19 protein-coding genes are annotated in these 21,546 nt (G+C 55.2%); 11 read left to right on the forward strand and 8 right to left on the reverse strand.

From position 1 onward, the window contains the following. Positions 1-49: 49 nt before the first annotated feature. Positions 50-532 carry a YjjA family protein gene (locus tag KKH3_RS12585; RefSeq protein WP_039360066.1) on the forward strand — a complete coding sequence of 161 codons (483 nt, stop codon included), beginning with the start codon at positions 50-52 and terminating at the stop codon, positions 530-532. 130 nt (positions 533-662) lie between these two features. On the opposite strand, the gene KKH3_RS22305 is transcribed toward KKH3_RS12585, so the two are convergent. Then, entirely contained in the window at positions 663-818 is a 156-nt protein-coding gene (locus tag KKH3_RS22305) for a hypothetical protein (RefSeq protein ID WP_159440273.1), read from the reverse strand. 513 nt (positions 819-1,331) lie between these two features. Here KKH3_RS22305 and lepA point away from each other — a divergent pair. Together lepA and KKH3_RS12600 are read left to right on the forward strand one after the other, a co-directional pair. Further along, positions 1,332-3,131: a translation elongation factor 4 gene (gene lepA / locus KKH3_RS12595; RefSeq protein ID WP_039360070.1), complete on the forward strand. Its 1,800-nt coding sequence runs from the start codon at positions 1,332-1,334 to the stop codon at positions 3,129-3,131. Positions 3,132-3,335: 204 nt separating this feature from the next. Beyond that, entirely contained in the window at positions 3,336-4,835 is a 1,500-nt protein-coding gene (locus KKH3_RS12600) for a SulP family inorganic anion transporter (RefSeq protein ID WP_039360074.1), read from the forward strand. Here the strand turns inward: KKH3_RS12600 and KKH3_RS12605 are convergent. The 6 genes from KKH3_RS12605 to KKH3_RS12630 are packed head-to-tail and all read right to left on the reverse strand — an operon-like array spanning position 4,821 to position 11,434. After that, positions 4,821-5,771 carry an ABC transporter ATP-binding protein gene (locus tag KKH3_RS12605; RefSeq protein WP_039360077.1) on the reverse strand — a complete coding sequence of 317 codons (951 nt, stop codon included), beginning with the start codon at positions 5,769-5,771 and terminating at the stop codon, positions 4,821-4,823. The two genes, KKH3_RS12600 and KKH3_RS12605, sit on opposite strands and share 15 nt — an antisense overlap. After that, positions 5,768-6,763 carry an ABC transporter ATP-binding protein gene (locus KKH3_RS12610; RefSeq protein WP_039360080.1) on the reverse strand — a complete coding sequence of 332 codons (996 nt, stop codon included), beginning with the start codon at positions 6,761-6,763 and terminating at the stop codon, positions 5,768-5,770. The genes KKH3_RS12605 and KKH3_RS12610 overlap by 4 nt, the downstream gene beginning before the upstream one ends. Before the next feature lie 2 nt (positions 6,764-6,765). Next, positions 6,766-7,629: an ABC transporter permease gene (locus KKH3_RS12615; RefSeq protein WP_039360082.1), complete on the reverse strand. Its 864-nt coding sequence runs from the start codon at positions 7,627-7,629 to the stop codon at positions 6,766-6,768. 1 nt (position 7,630) lies between these two features. Continuing rightward, the gene (locus KKH3_RS12620) at positions 7,631-8,587 is read right to left on the reverse strand and encodes an ABC transporter permease (RefSeq protein WP_039360084.1); all 957 of its coding nucleotides are present in this window, start codon (positions 8,585-8,587) and stop codon (positions 7,631-7,633) included. 12 nt (positions 8,588-8,599) lie between these two features. Beyond that, positions 8,600-10,165 carry an ABC transporter substrate-binding protein gene (locus tag KKH3_RS12625; protein ID WP_039360087.1) on the reverse strand — a complete coding sequence of 522 codons (1,566 nt, stop codon included), beginning with the start codon at positions 10,163-10,165 and terminating at the stop codon, positions 8,600-8,602. Positions 10,166-10,216: 51 nt separating this feature from the next. Next, complete coding sequence (locus tag KKH3_RS12630; RefSeq protein ID WP_039360091.1) at positions 10,217-11,434, reverse strand: M20 family metallopeptidase; 1,218 nt, start codon at positions 11,432-11,434, stop codon at positions 10,217-10,219. Between the two features lie 502 nt (positions 11,435-11,936). Between KKH3_RS12630 and KKH3_RS12635 the strand changes: the two genes are divergently transcribed. From KKH3_RS12635 to KKH3_RS12650, 4 genes are all read left to right on the forward strand, one after another. After that, positions 11,937-13,430: a Sapep family Mn(2+)-dependent dipeptidase gene (locus tag KKH3_RS12635; protein WP_039360094.1), complete on the forward strand. Its 1,494-nt coding sequence runs from the start codon at positions 11,937-11,939 to the stop codon at positions 13,428-13,430. Then, positions 13,420-14,154, forward strand: a complete 735-nt coding sequence (locus KKH3_RS12640) for an alpha/beta fold hydrolase (protein ID WP_039360097.1) — start codon at positions 13,420-13,422, stop codon at positions 14,152-14,154. Before KKH3_RS12635 ends, KKH3_RS12640 begins: the two co-directional genes overlap by 11 nt. A 41-nt stretch (positions 14,155-14,195) precedes the next feature. Continuing rightward, positions 14,196-15,377 carry a galactonate dehydratase gene (dgoD, locus tag KKH3_RS12645; RefSeq protein WP_039360102.1) on the forward strand — a complete coding sequence of 394 codons (1,182 nt, stop codon included), beginning with the start codon at positions 14,196-14,198 and terminating at the stop codon, positions 15,375-15,377. Between the two features lie 396 nt (positions 15,378-15,773). After that, entirely contained in the window at positions 15,774-16,607 is an 834-nt protein-coding gene (locus KKH3_RS12650; protein ID WP_039360106.1) for a transporter substrate-binding domain-containing protein, read from the forward strand. 34 nt (positions 16,608-16,641) lie between these two features. Here the strand turns inward: KKH3_RS12650 and KKH3_RS12655 are convergent, their stop codons facing one another. Continuing rightward, positions 16,642-18,051 carry an MmgE/PrpD family protein gene (locus KKH3_RS12655; RefSeq protein WP_039360109.1) on the reverse strand — a complete coding sequence of 470 codons (1,410 nt, stop codon included), beginning with the start codon at positions 18,049-18,051 and terminating at the stop codon, positions 16,642-16,644. Positions 18,052-18,325: 274 nt separating this feature from the next. Between KKH3_RS12655 and KKH3_RS12660 the strand changes: the two genes are divergently transcribed. The 4 genes from KKH3_RS12660 to KKH3_RS12675 are packed head-to-tail and all read left to right on the forward strand — an operon-like array spanning position 18,326 to position 21,459. Next, positions 18,326-19,003, forward strand: a complete 678-nt coding sequence (locus tag KKH3_RS12660) for an amino acid ABC transporter permease (protein WP_039360114.1) — start codon at positions 18,326-18,328, stop codon at positions 19,001-19,003. Positions 19,004-19,011: 8 nt separating this feature from the next. Then, entirely contained in the window at positions 19,012-19,677 is a 666-nt protein-coding gene (locus KKH3_RS12665) for an amino acid ABC transporter permease (RefSeq protein WP_039360119.1), read from the forward strand. A gap of 23 nt (positions 19,678-19,700) precedes the next feature. Continuing rightward, the gene (locus KKH3_RS12670; protein WP_052201338.1) at positions 19,701-20,513 is read left to right on the forward strand and encodes an amino acid ABC transporter ATP-binding protein; all 813 of its coding nucleotides are present in this window, start codon (positions 19,701-19,703) and stop codon (positions 20,511-20,513) included. A 28-nt stretch (positions 20,514-20,541) separates the two neighbouring features. Further along, positions 20,542-21,459 carry an aminotransferase class IV gene (locus tag KKH3_RS12675; protein ID WP_039360122.1) on the forward strand — a complete coding sequence of 306 codons (918 nt, stop codon included), beginning with the start codon at positions 20,542-20,544 and terminating at the stop codon, positions 21,457-21,459. Positions 21,460-21,546: the final 87 nt, after the last annotated feature.

The following is a 21,546-nucleotide window of genomic DNA, read 5'->3' on the forward strand; positions in this document are numbered from 1 at the left end:
CGCGATATTTTCCACCATATATAGAAGCGATACAGAGAGTAAGAGTGTCATGAAATCAATCAGAAACGTAGTGAGTGCCGTTGGTTTGTCTGCTTTTATGGTGACTGGCTACGTGCAAGCCTCAAGTTTACAGGATTCCCTTTCCAGCGCGGTGAGCCAATTAGGTCAGAACAATTCTTCATCTGGAGGATTGAGCGGATTGACGGGGTTGCTCAATGGTGGCAATCAGACGCTGAGTGCCGGCAATATGAACAACGCCGCAGGGATTCTGCAATATTGCGTGAAGCAGAAGCTGGTTTCCGCAACCAATACAGAAAATATCAAGAATCAGTTATTGGATAAGCTGGGGCTGACTTCCCAGCAAGAAAAACAGCAGCAGCCTGACTATACCCAAGGATTAGCCGGTCTCCTGAATACCCGCGATGGACAACAGTTGAACCTGAATAATATTGGTAATACCCCATTGGCTGAAAAGGTGAAAACCAAAGCTTGCGATATCGTCTTGAAACAAGGTGTGAAATTTATTTCCTGATATTCTTAGGGGCTAATTAATTAGCCCTTATTGTTTATTTGTATTACTCGCAACCCTATCTGATACCTCCGATTTACCACAACAATTGAAATTACAACCAGCCTGAAATATGCAATCTAATATCAAACCATTAGCGGACGATCCCAGCCAGTGTGGTTTCCCCAACTAAGCGGTGCCAGGCAGCGTCAACGTCGTCAGGAATATCAACATGTCCAATGAATCCTGCGCCTTTCGCACCATAGCCATTGGTATCATTTCTTAGCCGCCTCACTTCTCCCAGAATCATCGAAATATAACGTTCCCGTTCCCAAATGCCACAAAGTTGCTCACCGGTTATGATGGGCCCGTTACCCGATATGACGATTCGAGGTTTGAAAACAGGCCAGTTAATAAAGCGGCAGTTAATTCTTTTTGCTTCCCGCTTTGCACGAAAGATTCAAAGGTTCTGCGCTGCATAAGAGGATCCTGAATCAGGATGGCCGTTTGCACAGATAATGAATGATTCATCAGTAAATCACGAGAAAACGTGGCGTTCTGGCCACAATTACCTAAGTGAGCGGCTCCCTGAATTCAATACCGCTTATCACCCGCCGGGGATGTCGTTCTCGGGAAGCGGGCCATAATGCCCAGTATCATCAGTTGCGGCGCGAAAAGAAAACGCGCTATCATGGCCGCGGCTATTCACTTTTACATCTTTTGATTTTCATCTTCGCTGAATTTTTTCAGCGCGAATTTCTCTGTCTGCTCTCAACGCCGCACGCGATACCGAGCAGACATCATGATGTGAAAGGCCCTTTCTATGTGTACACCTCAGATTCGTAATTTCTGCATTATTGCCCATGTCGATCATGGCAAATCCACCCTCGCCGACCGCTTTATCGAACTGACCGCAACCGTCGCCCAACGAGACATGCGCGAACTGCTGCTGGATTCGATGGAGATAGAACGGGAACGCGGCATCACCATCAAGTTGCAAACCGTGCGCATGCGCTATCAGGATGAGAACGGTCAGCCATATCAGTTCAATCTGGTCGATACGCCGGGGCACGTCGATTTTTCAGCGGAAGTCTCCCGCAGTCTCGCCGCCTGCGACGGCGCTATTCTACTGATTGACGCCACGCAGGGCGTTCAGGCACAGACGATCGCCAATCTCAATCTTGCCCAACAACAGGGGCTGACCATCCTGCCGGTTCTGAATAAAATCGACAGCCCACAGGCTAACGTGGCGCAGGTGATGCAGCAGTTAGCGGGTATTGCCGCTCTGGATATCAGCACCGTGCTGGTTGTTTCTGCTAAAACCGGTGAGGGCGTGGCCGAGGTACTAAACGCGATTGCCCACCATTTCCCCGCCCCCCGAGGGCTCGCCGATGCCCCGGTGCGTGCGCTGGTTTTTGATTCACATTACGATCCCTATCAGGGTGTCATCATGCATGTGCGCGTAGTGGATGGCCGTATCCAAGCAGGTTCAACGTTGCGTTTCATGTCATCAGACACGCACGTTGAGGTCACCGAAACCGGTGCTTTTTTCCCGCATCGGCAACCTTGCGCGGCCTTGGAAAACGGTGAGGTCGGTTACCTTGCTGCTGGCCTGAAAGATGCCGCCGCGATCCGGGTCGGTGATACGCTGACGTTAGCCGCTCGCCCCGCGACAGAACCAGTTGCACGCTATCAGGACATGAAGCCGATGGTGTTTTCTGGCCTCTATCCCGATGCGGATGACGATCTGAAAGGCTTGCGTAACGCCATGAATAAGCTGTCGCTTAACGATGCGGCGCTACACATGATCCCTGATGTTTCCGCCTCGCTGGGCGCAGGTTTTCGCTGTGGTTTTCTTGGGATGTTGCATATGGATATCGTTCGTGAACGGCTCAAGCGTGAATATGGCATCTCCGTGATCGCCACCGCGCCCAGCGTGGAATATCGCGTCACGCTACACAACGGCCAATGCCTGACGATCGATAATCCGGCATATTTCCCCCGCGAGGACGTACTGGACTTCGTCGAAGAACCCTATGTTATCTGCACCATTAACACACCGGATGCCTACGTTGGCGCGTTGATGGAGTACAGCGCCTCGCGTCGTGGGGAATTTATCGACATGCTCTATCTCGATAACGGTAGCGTGACATTACACTGGGATCTGCCGCTCAACGAGATGATCTTCGGCTTTTTTGATGCCCTAAAATCACTCACGCAAGGCTATGCCACACTGGATTATGCGCCATCTCGCTACCGGCGTTCCGATTTAGTGCGCTGCGACATCTATCTCGATAGTCAGCTGATCGATGCCTTTTCCTTCATTATTGCCCGTCATAAGGCATGGGCGCGGGCAACCGAGATCGTGAAAGCGTTGAAATACGTGATTCCGCGCAAGCTGTACCCTGTTCCAGCTCAGGCCAAAGTCGGTAATCGCGTTATCGCGCGCGAAGACATTCCCCCGCTGCGTAAAAGTGCGTTGGCACAGGGTTTTCAGGGCAGCCTGTCGCAAAAGCAGCGTCTGATTCGCAAACAGCGGGAAAATAAAAAGCATAACGTTGGGTTCTCCAAACGAGACATTCCCCGCGAAGCATTTATGGCCATTCTGGCGATTGATGCCTAGATAGTTATTCATGGAGGAAACGGTTCTTCACGGAGAAAATACGGCGGTGGACGGATAGGGCGAAAGCGCTATCCGCCCTTTCGTCCCCCCAGTGAATGTTCCCCTGCGGCCAACAAAGGGCAGTATCTTTTATACTGCCGATAATTTATCCTCTTCGGCCTTTTGTCATTGACCCATAAATAAGAAAAGTAAGAGCCTGCACCTATGATCTCATCACCCGACGCAACGCCGACGCCGGTTCAATCAGCCACGTCAACACTTGCAGCCTTACGCTCGCCCTCGCTGCTGATGCGCGAGATTTTGGCGGGCACCATCACCGCGCTGGCGCTTATCCCAGAAGTGATTTCGTTTTCCATCATCGCGGGCGTAGACCCGAAAGTCAGCCTGATTGCCTCTATTGTCTTGTGCTTCACGATGTCCTTCCTTGGCGGCAGACCCGCGATGGTTACTGCGGCGGCAGGTGCCGTGGCGCTGGTGATCGGCCCGATGGTACATGCGCACGGCGTGGCCTATATTCTGCCTGCGGTCATCATGGCGGGACTTATCCAGATTCTGTTTGGGCTGGCTGGGCTAGCGAGAATGATGCGCTACATTCCCCGTTCGGTGATGATCGGTTTCGTGAATGCGCTGGGCATCCTGATTTTTGCCGCGCAGGTGCCACATGTTTATGGGCAATCCTCGCTCGTCTGGCTGTTGTTCGCGCTGACAATCGCGATTGTGCTGCTGTTACCTTACGTGGTGAAAAGCATTCCCGCGCCGCTGGTTGCCATTGTGACGGTGACCGCGATTGCCATATTTACCGGCATCACGGTGCCTAACGTCGGCGATGCTGGCCCAATGCAGCCCGGATTGCCAGGTTTCACCCAGTGGCTGGTGCCGTTCAATCTTGCAACGTTACACATCATCTGGCCAACCGCGCTGAGTATCGCCTTTGTTGGGCTGATGGAATCACTGTTAACCGCCAAACTGGTAGACGACATCACGGATACTCCATCCAGTAAGCGCCGCGAATGCTGGGGCTTGGGCGTTTCCAATATCTTCGCTGGGTTTTACGGCGGCATTGCCGGGTGTGCGATGATCGGGCAGACCGTGGTCAACGTGGAATTGGGTAAAGCGCGCACGCGCCTCTCCACCCTTGCCGCCGCGCTGGTGCTGTTGCTGCTAGTGACTGGGCTGAGTGAAATCATGGCAAAGATTCCGATGGTGGTGCTGGCGGGCATTATGATGATCGTCGCGCTGAAAACCATGAATTGGCATAGCCTGCACCCGAGCACGCTGAAGCGTATGCCACTGTCGGAAACGCTGGTGGTCATCGTGACGGTTATTGCGACCGTCTCGACGGGGAACCTCGCTATTGGCGTGGCGGGCGGCGTGATCTTTGCCATCCTGCTGTTCGCACGCCGCGTGGCGCACGTCATTCGCGCGGAGCGTCAGGTCAGCGAAGACGGACAGTCGGTGCACTACACGGTACGCGGGCCACTGTTCTTTGGCAGTAGCAACGATCTCTTCGAACACTTCCTCTATGCGCAGGATCCGCAGAACGTCACCATTGATCTGACGCACGCCCAAATCTGGGATGCCTCCAGCGTGGCGGCGCTCGACGCAATCGAAACCCGCTATCATCGCTACGACGCGAAGGTCACTATCATCGGGCTGGATACGCATAGCACCAAAATCCACCAGCGCCTGTCAGGGCATCTCTGATCGGGTACAGGCGACGCGGTGTTCCGCATTGATCCAATATTCTTGTGTTGGATGTATGCGGCATCGTGCCGGCGTGCCAGGTGCCGGTTCGTCAAACTGACACCCACTCTCCTGGCCTTGCTGTGCGTCCACCTGAACCGCTCGCTTTAACCGTGGATGCGCGGGCGGAATTGAAGCCAACAGGAAACGCGTATACGGATGACGCGCCTGTGAAAATAGCGTCGCCGCAGGCGCTTCTTCAACAATGCGCCCGCGATACATCACGCCAATACGGTCAGCAATATGGTGTACCACGCTCAGATCGTGCGCGATAAACAAATACGCCAGCCCCTGCTCCCGCTGTAATGCCAAAAGCAGATTCAGAATTTGCGACTGGATAGAGACATCCAGCGCCGAAACGGGCTCATCGCACACGATCAGTTTCGGTTCCAGCACCAGTGCGCGGGCAATCCCGATACGCTGACGCTGCCCGCCGGAAAACTCGTGTGGAAAGCGTCCGGCATCCGCAGCGGTAAACCCGACGCGGGTCAGCATCTTGATCACCTGCGCCTTGCGCCATTGGCTATCGCGTATGCCGTGGATAATCAGCGGTTCTTCAATGCTGTACCCGACGCTGCGCTTGGGATCGAGCGAGGAGAGCGGGTCCTGAAAGATCATCTGCATGTCGCGCCGCAGTTGTCGTAACTGCTCTGCATTCTGCTTCAGGAGATCGTGACCGGCAAAGTGCAGCTCCCCGGCATTCGCGGGCGTTAGCCCTAAAATACTGCGCCCCGTGGTGCTTTTGCCGCTGCCCGATTCCCCCACCAGCGCATACGTTTCACCGGGGGAGATATGGAAACTGACATCATCGAGCGCTACCAGCGTTTTTTTGCGCCATCCCTGCCCGACCCGAAAGGTTTTACGCAGGTTTTTCACCCGTAATAACGGTTCGATCATACGGCACTCCCGAGACTATCCGCTTTCCAGCAGCGTACGCGATGGCCCGACCCGTCAGCCACGGAAAGCTCGGGGGGAGACTGGTGACAACGTTCATCCGCCAGCGGGCAGCGCGGAGCAAAACCACAGCCGGTGGGCGGATGAGACAACGGTGGAACACTGCCGGTTATCTCCGGCAGCTCGCTTTTACGCGGCGCATCGAGGTTAGGTACCGCCCGCAGCAGCGCCTGCGTGTAAGGATGACGTGCGTTATCAAACAGCGTGAACACATCCGCCTGCTCCACCACTTCCCCCAGATACATCACGATCACGCGCTGACACATCTGCGCCACCACCGACAGATCGTGCGTAATCAGTACGATACCCATGTCGGTTTCGGCTTTTAATTTATCCAACAGCGAAAGAATCTGCGCCTGAATGGTGACGTCGAGCGCCGTTGTCGGTTCATCGGCAATCAGCAATCCCGGTCCGCAGGCGATGGCGATAGCAATCATCACTCGCTGGCGCATCCCGCCAGATAGCCGATGCGGATAGCTCACGGCACAGGCGGCCGGATCGGGCATCCCCACCTGGGTTAGCAGTTCATGTACCCGTGCTTTCCGTGCCTGACGCGATAGCGTGGTGTGCTGCCGCAGGCTTTCATCGATCTGTTCACCCACGGTATAGACGGGATTAAGGCTAGAGAGCGGATCCTGAAAAATCATAGCTAATGCATTACCACGCAGGCGTCGCCGTGCCTCATCCGACAGCGACAGCAGCGGCTGGCCGTTCAGGCTGGCCTCACCGCCAACCCGGCTAGCGCGCGCAGGCAACAACCCCATCAGCGCATCGGCCGTGACGCTTTTGCCACAGCCAGATTCACCAATGATGCCCAGCGTCTCACGCGGGTTCACGTCAAAAGAAACCCCACGGACAGGGTGTAAGAGGCCAGATGGCGCGGCAAACGTGACTCTCAGGTCTTTGACAGACAGTAGCGGCGTTTCACTCATCATATTCACTTTGGTGTCGTGACCGCTTTCAGCAGACGGGAAACCCGGCGTGAGAGCGGCTTAAGCGTAGGGTCGGAGATATCGCGCAGGCCGTCTCCAATCATATTCAGAGACAAGATCAAGAGCACAATGGCCATACCGGGGAAAAAGGTCATCCACCAGGAGGTAAAAATCACTTTTTTCCCCTCCAGCAATAAATTACCAAGGCTGGGCGTCGGTGCAGGGATCCCCGAACCTAAAAAGCTCAGCGCGGCCTCGGTGAGAATCGCGACCGAGAAGATCCACGACACTTGAACGATCAGCGGCGATACCACGTTGGGCAAAATGTGCAGCCAGATGATCCGGCGACTCTTTGCCCCCTGTGCACGCAGCGCCTCGATGTAATTTTTCTCCTTGATCACCAGCGCCGCCGCACGCATCACACGCGCCACCGACGGCACATAGACCAGCGACAGCGCCAGTACGACATTCGCGGGGTTCGGACCAAGAATACCGACGATGGAAATGGCCAGCAGCAGAGAAGGAAAGGCAAACAGCCCGTCACAAATCCGCATGATGACCACGTCCAGCAGGCGATACCAGACACATAGCAGGCCGATTAACGTGCCAATCGCGCCCGAAATCAGCGCGACCGCGCCCCCAACGGACAACGAGATCTGGATCGCAATCGCAACCCGCACAAACACATCGCGGCCAAAATTATCGGTGCCAAACCAGTGTTGCCATGTCGGTGCGGACAGCCGTTCCAGAGGGTTTAAGGCATAGGGATCGTAAGGGCTGAGAAACGCGCCCCCTACCGCGACAACAAGAATAAGCAGCAGGATAGCGATGCCCGTTGTCAGGAGTTGATTGGCAAACAGCGCTTTCATGTCACTCCTTCTCCCCTGACAGGGAGAGACGCGGGTCAACGGCATGCCCCAGAATATCCACAGCCAGATTAATCAGCACATAGCTGACGGTAATCAGCAGCACAGCCCCCTGAATCACCGAGAAATCGCGGCGTTCGATGGAATCCACCACCAGCGACCCGACGCCGGGAATGCCGAACACACTTTCGATCACAATCGTTCCCGTCACCAGCGAACCAAAAGATTCACCACAGATGGTGAGAATAGGCAGGAGCGCATTTTTCAGGCCGTGACGCAATAGAACCCGGTATTCCGCTACGCCTTTGGCACGCGCCGTTTTAATGTAGTTTTCGCTCAACACATCGAGCATGACCGCGCGCGTCATACGGGCAATCAGCGCCGCGATGCGCAGCCCTAATGCCAGCGCTGGCAGCGTCATATACCACAGATTGACCAGCATATCGCCGCGCGTCGAGCTGTATCCCACAACCGGAAACCAGCGCAACTGCACGGCAAAAAAGAAAATCAGAAACAGCCCGAGTAAAAAGCCGGGAATCGACATCCCCACCGCCGCCAGCCCCATAATCAGGCGATCCAGAAACCGTCCCTGTTGCGACGCGCTCAGCACGCCAGCCGCCAGCCCAAACAGCAGCGCCAACCCTTGAGCATAGAGCGCCAGTGCCAGCGTAGGTTGCAGGTGCTGCAAGAAAAGCGACATGACGCTGGCGTTCATGAAGAGCGAATGGCCGAGATCACCACGCAGCACCGCACCAAACCATACGACAAACTGAGTCAGCAGGGGCTTATCCAGCCCCATTTGTTGACGCAGCGCGGCGACATCCCCCGGGCTGGCATCATTGCCCAGAATCACCAACACCGGATCGCCCGGTGCCAGATGTACCAGACAAAACACCACGATGGAAACCACCAGCAGCACAGGTATCAGCGCCAGCAGCCGATGGAAAATAAACCATCCCATTCGCTTCTCCGCTTACGGTTTTGTGATGCTGACGTTCCACAGGACGGGGCCGATTAAATCCCGATAGCCGTGAACAGAGTGCTTGATCGCGACCGCATCAGGCGTGGTACGCCCCAGCACAATCACTGGCAGATAGGTCCAGGTTTGCACGTGAAGTTTATCCACCAGTCCTCTTGCCGCCTGTAGGGACGGAGCCTGCTTGATGTCATCCAGCAGCGCATCAATTTCCGGGCTGTTGCTCAGGCCGGGGAATTTGGCACGGGAATCCAGGAAAGGATACTGATGCAGCACCTGACGCATCGAGAATTCCAGCGCACACAGGTCGAAGTTTTTAGGATCCTGACGCCGCTGTAACACCGTGGCCCAGTCATAGACATCAAGACGAGATTTCACCCCAATCTGTTTGAGCACCTGCTGTGCGACAATCGCCAAATTGTACAATTCGGCGTATTCCTTGGTGGCGATGATCACCACTTCTTCACCGTTATAGCCGGACTCTTTTACCAGCTTTCTGGCCTCGTCCAGCTTGTGCTGATTCCAGTAAGGCTTACCGGCTTCACTGTGCCAGTCCACCTGCTCAGGAAAACCTAACGACGAATCTTCCTTGAAAAAGCGTGGATCGCTGTAGCCCGCCAGCAGCACCTGATGGACATCGAGCGCCAGATTGAATGCCTGACGCAGTTTCACATCAGCAAACGGTCCGCGATTCTTGTTGAACAGGTAGGTGATGAGCGATCCCCCCGCTTCGGGACGATACAGCGTCACATCGCGGGCACTATTCAGCGCGTCGATGTTGTCTTTTGGCAAATCAAAAACGACGTCATATTCACCGGTCAATGCCCCTGCCAGCCGGGTAGACTCATCCGTGATGTAGCGGAACCAGATATCTTTCACCTCGGCCTTTTTCTGACCCGACAGGCCGTTCGCCGGTTCGCTACGCGAAACATAGCCGTCATAGCGCGTCAGATGCAGGTAATCCCCCTGTTTGAATTCCGCCAGCTTGTAAGGACCGGTGCCGATCAGCTCACTCACCGGTTTTTTACTGGTATTGGCTTCGTCGATCAGGTGCTTAGGCATAATCGAAGGCAAATTCTTCAAGTCGGCTAGGACATTCAGGGTAATCAGAGACGGCGTCTGTACCGTCAGCTGTACGGTGCGATCGTCAATCCGGCTAAACTGCGCCCCCGGCAGATTGGCTTTCCCCTGCGTAGAGACGGCCAGCCAGCGATTCATTGATGCCACCACATCGTCTGCCGTCAGCGGCTGACCATCATGAAAGCGGATGCCATCGCGCAGCACAAAGGTGTAAACCTTACGGTCATCACTCAGCGAATAGCGTTCAACCAGTTCCGGTACTGGTTCAAACCGATCGTTAATCGTAAAAAGTTGTTCAAAAATGTGGCGTACCACGTCCGTGGTCGCACTGTTGGTTGTCAGATAAGGATCGAGCGTACCCGGCCGTTTGCCATAAGCGATATTCAGCGTTGCATCGCGATTGACGGTTTCCGCCAGCGCGATTCCCCAGGGTAAACTGGCCGCGAGCAAGAGTGCTGCGGCAGGAAAGTTAAACCATTTCATTGATGAGAAACTCCACTATTTTTATGATATTCAGAGAGTTAATAGACATATTCAGGCGGCGTCGGTAACCGAGCGGTGGCTTGCAAACTCGTCTTTGGCATCCTGCAACGCGCGGGGATCCGTCAACAGTCGCAGACCGGTTCGAGCCAGCACCTGCGCGCCCGTCAGCAGCGCGGCATAACCGAGCGGGGAATTTGCTGCTTCACGGAATGGCACGGTGTGGCCGATCAGATCGTCAGGACCGATTTTAATCGTGGGGTGTGCCGTCGGCACCGCATGGCTGATATCTCCGGCATCCGTCGAACCGATGCCCTCTTTCGCTTTTTGATCGACCACCTCCCCTGCGGCCGTGAATTCCTCTAGCAGGATGGCATTCAGCGAGTGGTTGATCAGGAAATCACGCGGGCCAATCTGATGCTCAATTTTCACCGTGGTGCCCGTTGCCAGCGCGACGCCATCCGCAATCGCGCGAATACGTGGCTCTAACGCCACCACCTCTTCGCGCGTTTTGGCACGAATGTAATAGTGAGCGGAGGCGTATTCTGGAATCACATTCGGCGCCTGCCCGCCGTTGGTGATAATGCCGTGAACCCGAACGCCGTCCGGCAGTTGCTGGCGCAGCACGCTGATCCCGTTGTAAAGCAGCACCAGCGCATCCAGCGCGTTCACGCCTTTATGCGGCGAGCTTCCGGCGTGGGAGGGTTTACCGTAAAAATGAAAATAGAGATGATTGTTTGCCAGTGATGGTCCGGTGAGCCGCGTTTTTCCTGCCGGATGAACCATCAAAGCGACATCAACCCGATCGAGGAAGCCATGTTCAACAAAACGCGCCTTCACGTTGCCATTAATTCCGCCTTTCCCGCGCAGGCCGCCTTCTTCAGCTGGCGTACCCAACACCACCACCTTGCCGCCGGTCTGATCGATAACCTCTGCCAGCGCAATCGCGGCTGCCAGACTGGTTACTCCAATGATGTTGTGACCGCAGGCGTGGCCGATATCGATTAACGCATCATATTCGGCGAGGTAAGCAATGGTCGGCCCCGGTTTACCGCTGTCTTTTTCTGCATAAAAGGCCGTTTCATGTCCGGCAACGTTCAGTGTTACCGTGAAATGATGCTTCTTTAATAAATCCGTTAATAGCCCGCTGGCGTAATATTCATTATTTCCCGTTTCGGGATGCGCATGAATATCCTGGGAAATCGCAATATATTCTTCGCGATGCTGTTCAATACTGCTACTGATACGCTGCTGTAATGCGAGAGTTCCCATCTTGCTCACCTTTTATGTGCTATGAATATATCGCGCGATGACTTTCCCTACCTCACCGCCGCTTACGGAATACATCACCTCGTGTTGCCATTTCATCCCTAAAAACCCGACAACATCAGCGAATCCCTTTATTTAGCGATAAAAAAACCCGCCCGCCGATAACGGCAGGAAATAACAATCAATACTGTGTTTTTTACGATAACGACCCGCAACGCCGGACGATGTTCAAACGACGTTAAAAATAATAAGTGTGCTTCTAATTACTTATTTCACCATCACTATAACGGCAACCTGTCATTTCTTTTATAGAGATTCAGGATAAGGATATCTGATAAACGGTATTGCATGCGTTATGCGTCTTGCAGCGAAAAATGAATCATTCCTATACAGCGGGCAGGAATAACAATCGCTATATATTTTCTGTGGATATGCATGACAGGAATCATGCTAAAGCGTGGCGGGCAGATGTTTTATGTTATTTGCTCACTTAATGGAGGAAAGTATGTCCGCAGCCCTTACCCCACAAGAAAGCGCCCTGTTACCCAAAATCGAGCGGTGGATTGCCGCACACCGTGACTCGCTGATTGATGAGCTGGCGACGTGGATTGCCATTCCCAGCGTTAGCCGCGCCGATCTCGCTCAGCCGGGCGCGCCATTTGGCTCCGAGTGCGCCCGCGTATTGGACACCGCGTTGACATTGGCGGAACAGGCCGGGTTCCGTACCGAGCGCCATGCGGGCTACGCGGGTTCGGTGATTTACGGCGAGCACCGCGAGGATATCGGCCTGATTAGCCACCTTGATGTTGTGCCCGCGGGTGAACACTGGACGTATCCACCGTTTGCGCTGACGCGTCGCGGTGATTTTCTGATCGGACGCGGCGTAGCTGACAACAAAGGCCCTGCGATCCTCGATCTCTATTTGCTTAAGTTGATCCGCGCGCTGGATATTCCCCTGCATCACAATTTGCGCATCGTTTATGGGCTGGCAGAAGAGACCGACATGGCCGATCTGGCCTGGTTTGCCCAACATGGTCCGGTACCGCGTATTTCGCTGGTCACCGACGGGAAGTTTCCGGTGAACTATGCGCAAAAAGGGCAAATCACGTTCCGGCTGCACATTGCCGAAGCAGGCGTGCTGGCGAACCTGACCGCTGGCAACGCGGCCAACAGCATTCCAGCCACCGCACAGATCACGCTCGCCGATGCCCCCCGCGAGCTCAGCGTCGATAGGCTGCGCGGTCTGGGTGCCGGACGCATCACGCTGCTCCCCGCCGAACGGGGAATCACGCTACAGGCGCAGGATATTGCCGGTCATGCGGCCTTCCCTGACGGTACTCTTAGCGCTGCCGTGGTGCTGCTGGACGCATTACGCGAGCTGGATTTGCTGCCAGAACGGGAACGCACGCTAGCCGCACAGTTACAGCAGATTTTCACCTCTCCCTATGGCGAGCATATTGGGTTGGCGCAGGAGGATGCGCCGTCAGGCAGGCTGACGCTGAACGCCGGTCTCTGGCAGTCGACCACTCCAGGTTCACTGACCCTTCTTGCCGATATTCGCTACCCGGTGACGCGGGAAGGAAACACGATCATCGCAGCATTGCGCGACCAACTTGCCACTGTGGCAACCGACATCTCGCTGGTGGACAACTGGCGTGATGTGCCGCCATTTTATCTGCCGGAAGAGGACAGCACGCGGCAGGTCTTGCAGCAGAGCTGGCACGATGTGACAGGCCGTGCAGACCCAGCCTATTCAATGGGGGGCGTAACGCATTCCAAAGTGCTGCCGCGTGCGATTACGTTCGGCCCCGGCTACCTGCGTACGGAGGCCAATAGCCCAGACTTCCTACCCACAGGCCACGGCTTGCCGCACGGCGCAGACGAAGTGATCCATCTGCCCTCGCTGCTGGCGGCACTGCCGGTCTATGTGATTGCGCTGATACGGCTGGATGCAGTGCTGCATACGCAGAATCAGGAGAATCCTTCCCATGTCCGTTGACGCCCACGCCACCACGTTTGTATTGATACACGGTGCCTGGCACGGCGGCTGGTGCTGGTCGCGGGTGACCGAGCGGCTTACCGCCGCAGGCTTTGCTTCTTCGGCATTGACGCTCACCGGGCTGGCAGAACGCCGTGACGAGCTATCGCGCGGTATTAACCTATCGACCCACATTCACGATATTACCGACACGATCCGCCAACAGGGCTGGCGCGATGTGACGTTGGTCGGCCACAGCTACGGCGGCTTTCCCGCTACGGCCGCCGCGTATCAACTCCCTGATGTCGTCAGCCACCTGATTCTGCTGGATGCGTTTTTACCCGCATCGGGCGAAAAGCTGCTGGATCACGCGCCCGATCTCATCGCTGCCTACCAGACACAGGCGGCGCGCGACCCCACGTGGCACATTCCCCCACTTCCGTCGCTGCTGTTTGGCGTGAACGAAGCCGACCGCAAGTGGGTCGATTCCCGCCTGACACCGCAGCCGGTAAATACCTACTTTGAACCCGTCGCGCTGGCACCCACACCTCCCTCGCTGAAAAAGACCTACATCCGCTGCACGCGCGCGGCGGGCAATTATCTCACCACCTCAGTACAACGTGCTCAGACCGATCCAACCTGGCGTTTTCTGACGCTCGACAGCGACCACGATGCGATGATCGACGCGCCGGATACGCTAACCACACTGCTGACGTCAGCGTTGACAACCCGCACGCCTCTGTGATTAGACTCAATGCTAAGCAGGCTAACTTAAGGAAAGGATTGATGAAAATTACCGACGTGCGCGTGATTCTCGCGAATCGCTATATGTTTGTTGAGGTCACCACCGATGAGGGGCTGACGGGCATTGGCGAATCCGGTGCCTGGGGCTTTCTCGATGCCTCCAAAGGTGCCGTCGAGGCATTGCGCACGTATCTGATTGGGCAAGACCCGCTGCGCATTGAGCATCACTGGCAGTATATGTATCGCTGCTGGCATTTCCGCGGTGCCGCCATCATGGGTGCCATCAGCGCCATTGATATTGCCCTGTGGGATATCGCGGGCAAGTATTACGATACACCGGTTTATAACCTGCTGGGCGGCCGCTGCCGCGACAAGGCGCGCGTTTATGCCCACGCGGGAGGACGAACCACGGAAGAGACCATCGCCAATCTGAAAAAAGCCAAGGCTGACGGCTTTACCGCAATTGGCCATCTCACGCCGTTTCTGGATGAGTCGCGCGATACGCCTTATTTCACCACCCACGCCAAAGAGATCGGTGAAGCTATTGAGCGCATCGGCCTTTATCGGGAAGCGGTCGGTAACGATGTCGACCTGTGTATTGAAGTCCATCGCCGCCTGAAACCCGCCGATGCCGTGGTGTTCGCGCGTGGCATTGAACCGTTTTACCCCTACTTTATTGAAGACCCTATCGGCGCGGATAACTTCGATTCGATGGCGGAAGTCGCCGACAAAATCAATATTCCTATCGCCACCGGTGAACGCCTGAATAACCCGCAGGAGTTCGCGATGCTGATTCGCCGCAACGCGGTCGCCTATGTGCGTCCTGACGTTTGCATGTGCGGCGGGATTACCGGTGCGAAGAAAGTGGCCGCATTGGCAGAAGCCAATGATCTGATGGTGGTGCCGCATAACCCGCTTAGCCCGGTGTCTACCGCCGCCTGTTTACAGATCGCCGTCAGCATCCCGAACTTCGCTCTACTGGAGTATCCGGGAGATGACCAACCGGCACTGTCGGAAAAATTTGGTGCGACGGGCGTCGAGAATGGCGTGCGGAAAAAAGATGTGGTGAAGAACACCTTCAAATGCGTGGATGGCTTTATGGAGATACCGACACAGCCCGGCATCGGTATTGAACTGGCGGACGATCTGGAGAACCGCTTTCCCTACCGCCGTCGCGGCCTGAAAACCCGACTGCACATTGACGGTTCCGTCGTCGATCAATAGTGGCAGTCATGCAGAAGACCGCGCTGAACGCAGTAGTAACGGTGCTCTCCATCGTTATTACTGCCACGCGGTGTTCGATACACGGCATGCCGTGAGCAATAGCCAATAATTAAGAAAGCATAGCGAAATTATTGCTATGCCCTGCCGCAGAGGGAAAACACGGTAAATTGTGGCAATACTCATCGGCTACATCGTGAGACAAACACAACAATCCCAGACGCCACGCGCTACAGCGGGGGCAGACCGCGTGCCAACGTGATTTTCCTCTCAATGAATCGTTATATTTATCTGGAATGAGATAAGACGAAAAGAACTAATTTCGCTATAAGTATTTCGCTACTCTGCATGAGCGAAATATATCGCCTCGATTAAAATTCAACCATCAGGGTAATTATAATGAAACGTTCTCTTCACCAGGTATTCATGGCGATAACGCTGATTAGCGCCTCCTTCTTTAGCCAGGCCGCGGAAACGCAAACCTCAACCTGGCAGCACATCAAACAGACCGGTGAGTTACGCATCGGCGTGGCACAGGGTGAGCCGTGGTACTTTAAAAACCCGTCGACTGGAGAATGGGACGGCATCGGCTATAACATCGGCAAAGAGCTGGCAAAGGATCTGGGGGTAAAACTGGTGACGGTGGAAACCACGTGGGGCAATGCCATCGCCGCCTTACAAACTGGCCAGATCGATACCATGCTGGTGCTGGACCCAACGGAAGAGCGGAAAAAAGCGGTCGATTTCCCTGAGCAGCCTTTCTTCTGGTATGCGCAGGGCGTATTGATTCGCGATGGTATCGCGGTGACCAACTGGGACGACCTCAATCGGGAAGATGTTAAGATCGGCGTGACGCTGGGTTCCAGCCCGGATCTGATTCTGACCAAACGCCTGCCCAAGGCACAGCTGGTGCGCTTCCCGAATATGGATGAAGGCGTAGCGGCGTTTTATGCCGGTCGTGTCGATGCCCTGTCTTACTTCCACCCGGCGCTGGCATTGCAACAGGCTAAGGTCGGTAAAGGTAATTTGATTCTGCCGAAGCCGATTATTGAAGTCAGCACCAGCGGAGCCATCCGTAAGGAAAACGATCAGACCTTCCATAACTTCCTGAATGACGAATTTGCCAAACTGTATAAATCCGGCAAGACGCAGCACTACTATGAGCAGGCGCTCAAATTGCGCGGCGTGGACGTCAGCAAAGTGCCATCGGTTATTAAAGAAGACTGGAAATAATTAGCATCGGATAACAGAACGGTCCTGAACGGATTCAGGACACTCCCATTAGCGGGGTCAGCAGCGCGGCGACATCCTGACAGTCCTCAAGTTCGGATAACGCCGCCGTTGCCTCCGCAACATGTGTTGGGGCAAGTCGAGACGATAGATTCTCCGCAAATTTCGCCATGATGCGGCTTTCCGCTAACGGATGTTCCGCGCAGCCCAGCGGAAACGCAATACGCTCCCCCACCACAACCTGACCTTGCGTGATGACATCAACCTGCAACACCGGACGACGTTCCTGCGCCATAAGCTGGTCAAGCTCGGGAGACACCTCAACGTGAACCTTATCGGCCAGCGCCTGAAGCACCGGGTTGGCTAAGGTCTCATCGGCACTCCAGCGATGGCGCGGAATACGGTGGGCAAGACAGGCCAGCGCAAATGGCAGGCTGAACTGTGCATCCGTTTCATTTTGCGGTCGCGTATCCATAAAATCAGCGGCCAGCCTCTGGCTTCCTGTTACGCGAATAACGTCGATGTCCTGCGGTGATAACGTCAGCTCGTCCTGTATGCGCTCGAAGGATTCCAGCGCGGTATGTATCCAGCGACAGGCCGGATACGCCTTGAAACTGGCGTGTTGAAGCGCCCATTGTTCTCCCAGGCCGGTAATCAATGCCGCTTCATCAAAGCGGTCAGATCCCATCATGCGCCAGAATCCCTGATCGCCGGACAGCACATCTCTTGGGCCGATAATCCCGCCACGATGCAGTTCGACGGCACGGACGCCCGACTCTGCGGCAGGGGCGTTGTAATCCTTGAAAGACACCAGCGGCCGCTGCTGCCAGTTGTATTTGTGCAAGCTGGGCAACGGCGTCAACGACGCGGCCAAACCGATGGCGTTCTCTACGCCTTCGGCGTCACACCCCGTTAGTAATCCGTAGGCTACCGCCGCCCCGATGGATTCATGCTGGCACACGCCGTAAACCTGCTGAAAACGCGCCTGAGTCGGCTGCTGAGACTGAATGATCCGACCATTAATTTCATACGCCGCAGCCAGCGCACAAATCAGCGTTTCGCCGTCGATCGGACGCGTTCCTACTGCCGCTAGCGCGGCGGCAACCAGTGTGGCACCGGGGTGCCCCATGCCGCGTCCGGCAACCTCATAGCCATCGTCATAATCCAGCGCATTGATCGCCGCCGCATTCAAAAACGCCGCGCCGATGGCTGCTAGCGGCGCTCCGCCATCCACTATTGGGCTGTTACCCGCCGCATAGTGCAGGCGGGTGACGCGTGCGCAATCCCGTACCACCTGACTGTTTGCGCCTGCAATGCCGCAGCCCAGGCTGTCGATAAAATGCAGCACAATTTTTCTTCTTAATGCCGCAGGAATGTCCTGAATCGTCAACTGATGGGCAAAGGTCGCCAGACGTAGCGTCAGGGGTAATACGGCAGAGTGAGTCATCGAAAAATCGTCATTTGTTATACATAAAAGGAATATTAGCACCACGTTTTATTATTTATTTATCATTTTTTCGACCTGCTAAGATGCATAGGTTCTAACAAAATAAGAAACGTATTTCCTAATTCACCCTAAATAATTCGAGTTTCAGGAAGGCGGCAAGCGAGGGCATCCCGATGAGCTTACTCAGGTAAGTGATTCGGGTGACTAAGTGAAGCCAACGCACATGCAACTTGAAGTATGACGGGTATACGCACTTTTCAGGGGCGCTATATTTATGTCGTATCAGTGGGATTTTTCCGCCATCTGGCCCTATCACCAGCTGCTGCTGGAGGGGCTATGGGGAACGATAAAGATCGGTGCGACCAGCATCCTGATCGGTATGGTCGCTGGCATGGTGCTCGCTGCGATGAAAATGTCACCTCGGCGGCTCTTGCGTCTGCCCGCCGCAATGTTGATTGGTTTTTATCGTAATACGCCCGCGCTGGTGCATTTTTTCTGGATTTACTATGCCCTGCCTGTCATTACGCCGTTAACCTTTTCGCCTTTTACCGCCGCCGTGATCGCGTTGTCCGCACAGTCCGGTGCCTTCTATGCCGAAGTTTACCGTGGCGCGATCTCGTCTATTCACACGGGGCAATGGGAAGGGGCTAAAGCGCTGGGCATGTCGAAATCAACGGCACTGCGTCGGGTTATTCTCCCACAGGCGTTACGCCGGATGATCCCACCCTTTATTGAGCGTTCGTTTGAACTCATCAAATCCACGTCGCTGGCGTCATCACTGGCCTACAGCGAACTGCTTTATCAGGCGATGCAGATCAACAGCCAGACCTACCGACCGCTGGAAGTCTACAGTCTGGTGGCGGTGATGTATTTCACCCTGCTGCTGCTGATTAGCCTGTTCAGTCAACATATTGAGAAACGGCTGTCACTGGCAGACCGTCGACTCGCGTAAGGAACAGCATGCATTATCAATGGGATTTCTCGCTGGTCTGGCACAACCTTCCCGTGCTGCTGAAAGGCCTTGGCGTCACGCTCGAACTGTGGCTACTGGCCGGTGTGCTGGGAACCGCGTTGGGTCTGGTTCTCGGTCTGTTTCGCGTGTTTGGCAAGCGCTGGCTGTCATTGCCCGCCAGATGCTTTGTCGAAATCTTCCGCAATACGCCTGTGCTGATCCAACTGATCTGGTTCTATTACGCCTTTCCGGTTCTGGTTGGTTTGCAGTTCAGTACGTTCGGCGCCGCCGCACTGGCACTGACGCTGTATAGCGCGGCCTACTGTACGGAAATTTTCCGTGCCGGACTGCAATCCATCGACCACGGGCAGTGGGAAGGCGCAAAAGCGCTGGGGATGCGGCACACGGTCATCTTACGGCGTGTGGTTTTGCCACAGGTGCTGCGCAACATGCTGCCCGCATTGACCAACCGGATGATCGAATTGGCTAAGGTCACCTCGCTGGCCTCGATACTGGCCGTCAACGAACTGATGTACCAAGGGCGACTGCTGAGCAGCACCTACTATCGTCCGCTGGAAATCCTGACGGTGGTGGCACTGCTCTATTTCGTTCTGATCTGGCCGGGGAGCTACCTTGCCGCACGACTTGAACGCCGTTTCCGTTCCACCCCCTAGCCTGACAGCGATATAGGATTGCTATGAGTGAAGATAACGTTCTGCGTGAAAATGTAGACTTGAATGAGGATGTCGTTCTGCGCATCCGCGGACTCCAGAAGCGCTTCGGTGCCGTTGAGGTATTGAAAGGTATCGATCTGGATGTGCGACGCGGTGAAAAAATCGCCATCATCGGTGGCAGCGGTTCGGGGAAAAGTACGCTGCTGCGCTGCCTGAATTTCATGGAGATCCCCAGCGCAGGCACTATCGAACTGGATGGTGTAGTTCTGGGGAAAACGGATGCCAAAGGCCAGCGCGACTATCCGGAAAAGCAGCTGTGCGCCGTGCGGGAACGCGTAGGGATGGTGTTTCAGCAATTCAATCTGTTTCCCCATATGACTGTGCTAGAAAATGTGCGTGAAGCGCTGCTATCGGTAAAAAAGATACCGCGCCATGACGCGGATACCATCGCCAAAGCACAGTTGGAAAAAGTCGGATTAGGCAACAAGCAAGAGGCGCGTCCCGCCAGTCTGTCCGGCGGGCAACAGCAGCGCGTGGCGATTGCCCGTGCGCTGGCGATGTCTCCGGAGATCATGCTGTTCGATGAGCCGACCTCATCGCTGGATCCGGAACTGGTGGGGGAAGTGCTGCACACCATTCGGGCGTTAGCGGAGGAAGGCCGCACGCTGCTGCTGGTCACCCATGAACTGGGGTTTGCCTATCACTTCGCCGACCGCGTCATCTTTATCGAGAATGGCGTGATCCATGAAATGGGCAGCGCCGAACAGGTGCTCAAAAACCCGCAGCAGCCTCGCACGCAAGCCTTCCTTGCTCGCTTTGCCGAACGCTCCTTTTAGCTCATCATTCACATTCAGGAACAGCACGATGCAACCCACATTATCCAGCCAAAGCAGTCAGGCGTATTTGCAAGATCCGCGTAACAACGACGTACAGGTGTATGTGAATGGGGAATTCGTTCATCGCGATAATGCGGTGGTGTCGATCTTTGATTCCGGCTACGTGTGCGGCGACGGCGTATGGGAAGGATTACGTCTGGTTAACGGCCGCTTGATCGCGCTGGAGGCCCATCTGGATCGCCTGTTCGACGGTGCTGCCGCAATCCAGTTGAACATCGGCCACAGCCGAGAAGCGCTGACTGATATTCTCTACAAGACATTAGCCGTCAACGGCATGACCGATGGCGCGCATATCCGCCTGATGATTACCCGTGGGAAAAAGCATACGCCGAATCAGGATCCCCGTTTCATCATCGGCGGCGCAACCATCGTGTGCGTGGCGGAGTATAAGGTCGTCGATACCGCGGCGAAAAAGCGCGGGCTGACGCTGTTTACCTCCACTTACCGCACCAGCACGCCAGACGTCTTCGATCTGCGGCTGAACTCACACAGTCGGCTCAATCTTATTCAGGCACTGCTGCAAGCGTTGCAGGCCGGTGCCGATGAGGCACTGATGCTGGATCCGCACGGTTTTGTCGCCAGTTGTAATTCCACCAACTTTTTTATCGTCCGTCGCGGTGAACTGTGGACATCATCGGGTCGTTACTGCTTCAACGGCATTACCCGTCAGACTCTTATCACTCTCGCGCAGGCTAACGGGCTGAAGGTCAGGGCTCAGGATTTTACGCTGGCAGAAGCCCTCACCGCCGATGAAGCCTTTGTGACCGGCACGCTGGCGGGCATCACCCCCGTAAAAGCACTGGATGGCCGCCCGTTTAACCCCGAACACCGCCCGGTGACCGAGCAACTCAGCCAGTGGTATGAGGCGTATTTGCACGCGCAGTAAAATAGAATTTTACTGCCTTATTTATGGTGTACCGTCAATCAGGTAGTTTATAACAATAGAGTGTGAAATTAGCCTTCATGAGAGAGT

This window comes from Pectobacterium actinidiae (genome assembly GCF_000803315.1).
GTDB lineage: Bacteria > Pseudomonadota > Gammaproteobacteria > Enterobacterales > Enterobacteriaceae > Pectobacterium > Pectobacterium actinidiae.

Excerpts from the sequence above, each read along its gene's own strand:
- KKH3_RS12660 (WP_039360114.1), top strand. The coding sequence starts at position 18,326 with ATGTCGTATCAGTGGGATTTTTCCGCCATCTGGCCCTATCACCAGCTG.
- lepA (WP_039360070.1), top strand. The coding sequence starts at position 1,332 with ATGTGTACACCTCAGATTCGTAATTTCTGCATTATTGCCCATGTCGAT.
- KKH3_RS12670 (WP_052201338.1), top strand. The coding sequence starts at position 19,701 with ATGAGTGAAGATAACGTTCTGCGTGAAAATGTAGACTTGAATGAGGAT.
- KKH3_RS12610 (WP_039360080.1), bottom strand. The coding sequence starts at position 6,763 with ATGATGAGTGAAACGCCGCTACTGTCTGTCAAAGACCTGAGAGTCACG.
- KKH3_RS12635 (WP_039360094.1), top strand. The coding sequence starts at position 11,937 with ATGTCCGCAGCCCTTACCCCACAAGAAAGCGCCCTGTTACCCAAAATC.
- KKH3_RS12665 (WP_039360119.1), top strand. The coding sequence starts at position 19,012 with ATGCATTATCAATGGGATTTCTCGCTGGTCTGGCACAACCTTCCCGTG.
- KKH3_RS12605 (WP_039360077.1), bottom strand. The coding sequence starts at position 5,771 with ATGATCGAACCGTTATTACGGGTGAAAAACCTGCGTAAAACCTTTCGG.
- dgoD (WP_039360102.1), top strand. The coding sequence starts at position 14,196 with ATGAAAATTACCGACGTGCGCGTGATTCTCGCGAATCGCTATATGTTT.
- KKH3_RS12625 (WP_039360087.1), bottom strand. The coding sequence starts at position 10,165 with ATGAAATGGTTTAACTTTCCTGCCGCAGCACTCTTGCTCGCGGCCAGT.
- KKH3_RS12630 (WP_039360091.1), bottom strand. The coding sequence starts at position 11,434 with ATGGGAACTCTCGCATTACAGCAGCGTATCAGTAGCAGTATTGAACAG.
- KKH3_RS12600 (WP_039360074.1), top strand. The coding sequence starts at position 3,336 with ATGATCTCATCACCCGACGCAACGCCGACGCCGGTTCAATCAGCCACG.
- KKH3_RS12655 (WP_039360109.1), bottom strand. The coding sequence starts at position 18,051 with ATGACTCACTCTGCCGTATTACCCCTGACGCTACGTCTGGCGACCTTT.
- KKH3_RS12650 (WP_039360106.1), top strand. The coding sequence starts at position 15,774 with ATGAAACGTTCTCTTCACCAGGTATTCATGGCGATAACGCTGATTAGC.
- KKH3_RS12675 (WP_039360122.1), top strand. The coding sequence starts at position 20,542 with ATGCAACCCACATTATCCAGCCAAAGCAGTCAGGCGTATTTGCAAGAT.
- KKH3_RS22305 (WP_159440273.1), bottom strand. The coding sequence starts at position 818 with ATGATTCTGGGAGAAGTGAGGCGGCTAAGAAATGATACCAATGGCTAT.
- KKH3_RS12640 (WP_039360097.1), top strand. The coding sequence starts at position 13,420 with ATGTCCGTTGACGCCCACGCCACCACGTTTGTATTGATACACGGTGCC.
- KKH3_RS12615 (WP_039360082.1), bottom strand. The coding sequence starts at position 7,629 with ATGAAAGCGCTGTTTGCCAATCAACTCCTGACAACGGGCATCGCTATC.
- KKH3_RS12620 (WP_039360084.1), bottom strand. The coding sequence starts at position 8,587 with ATGGGATGGTTTATTTTCCATCGGCTGCTGGCGCTGATACCTGTGCTG.
- KKH3_RS12585 (WP_039360066.1), top strand. The coding sequence starts at position 50 with ATGAAATCAATCAGAAACGTAGTGAGTGCCGTTGGTTTGTCTGCTTTT.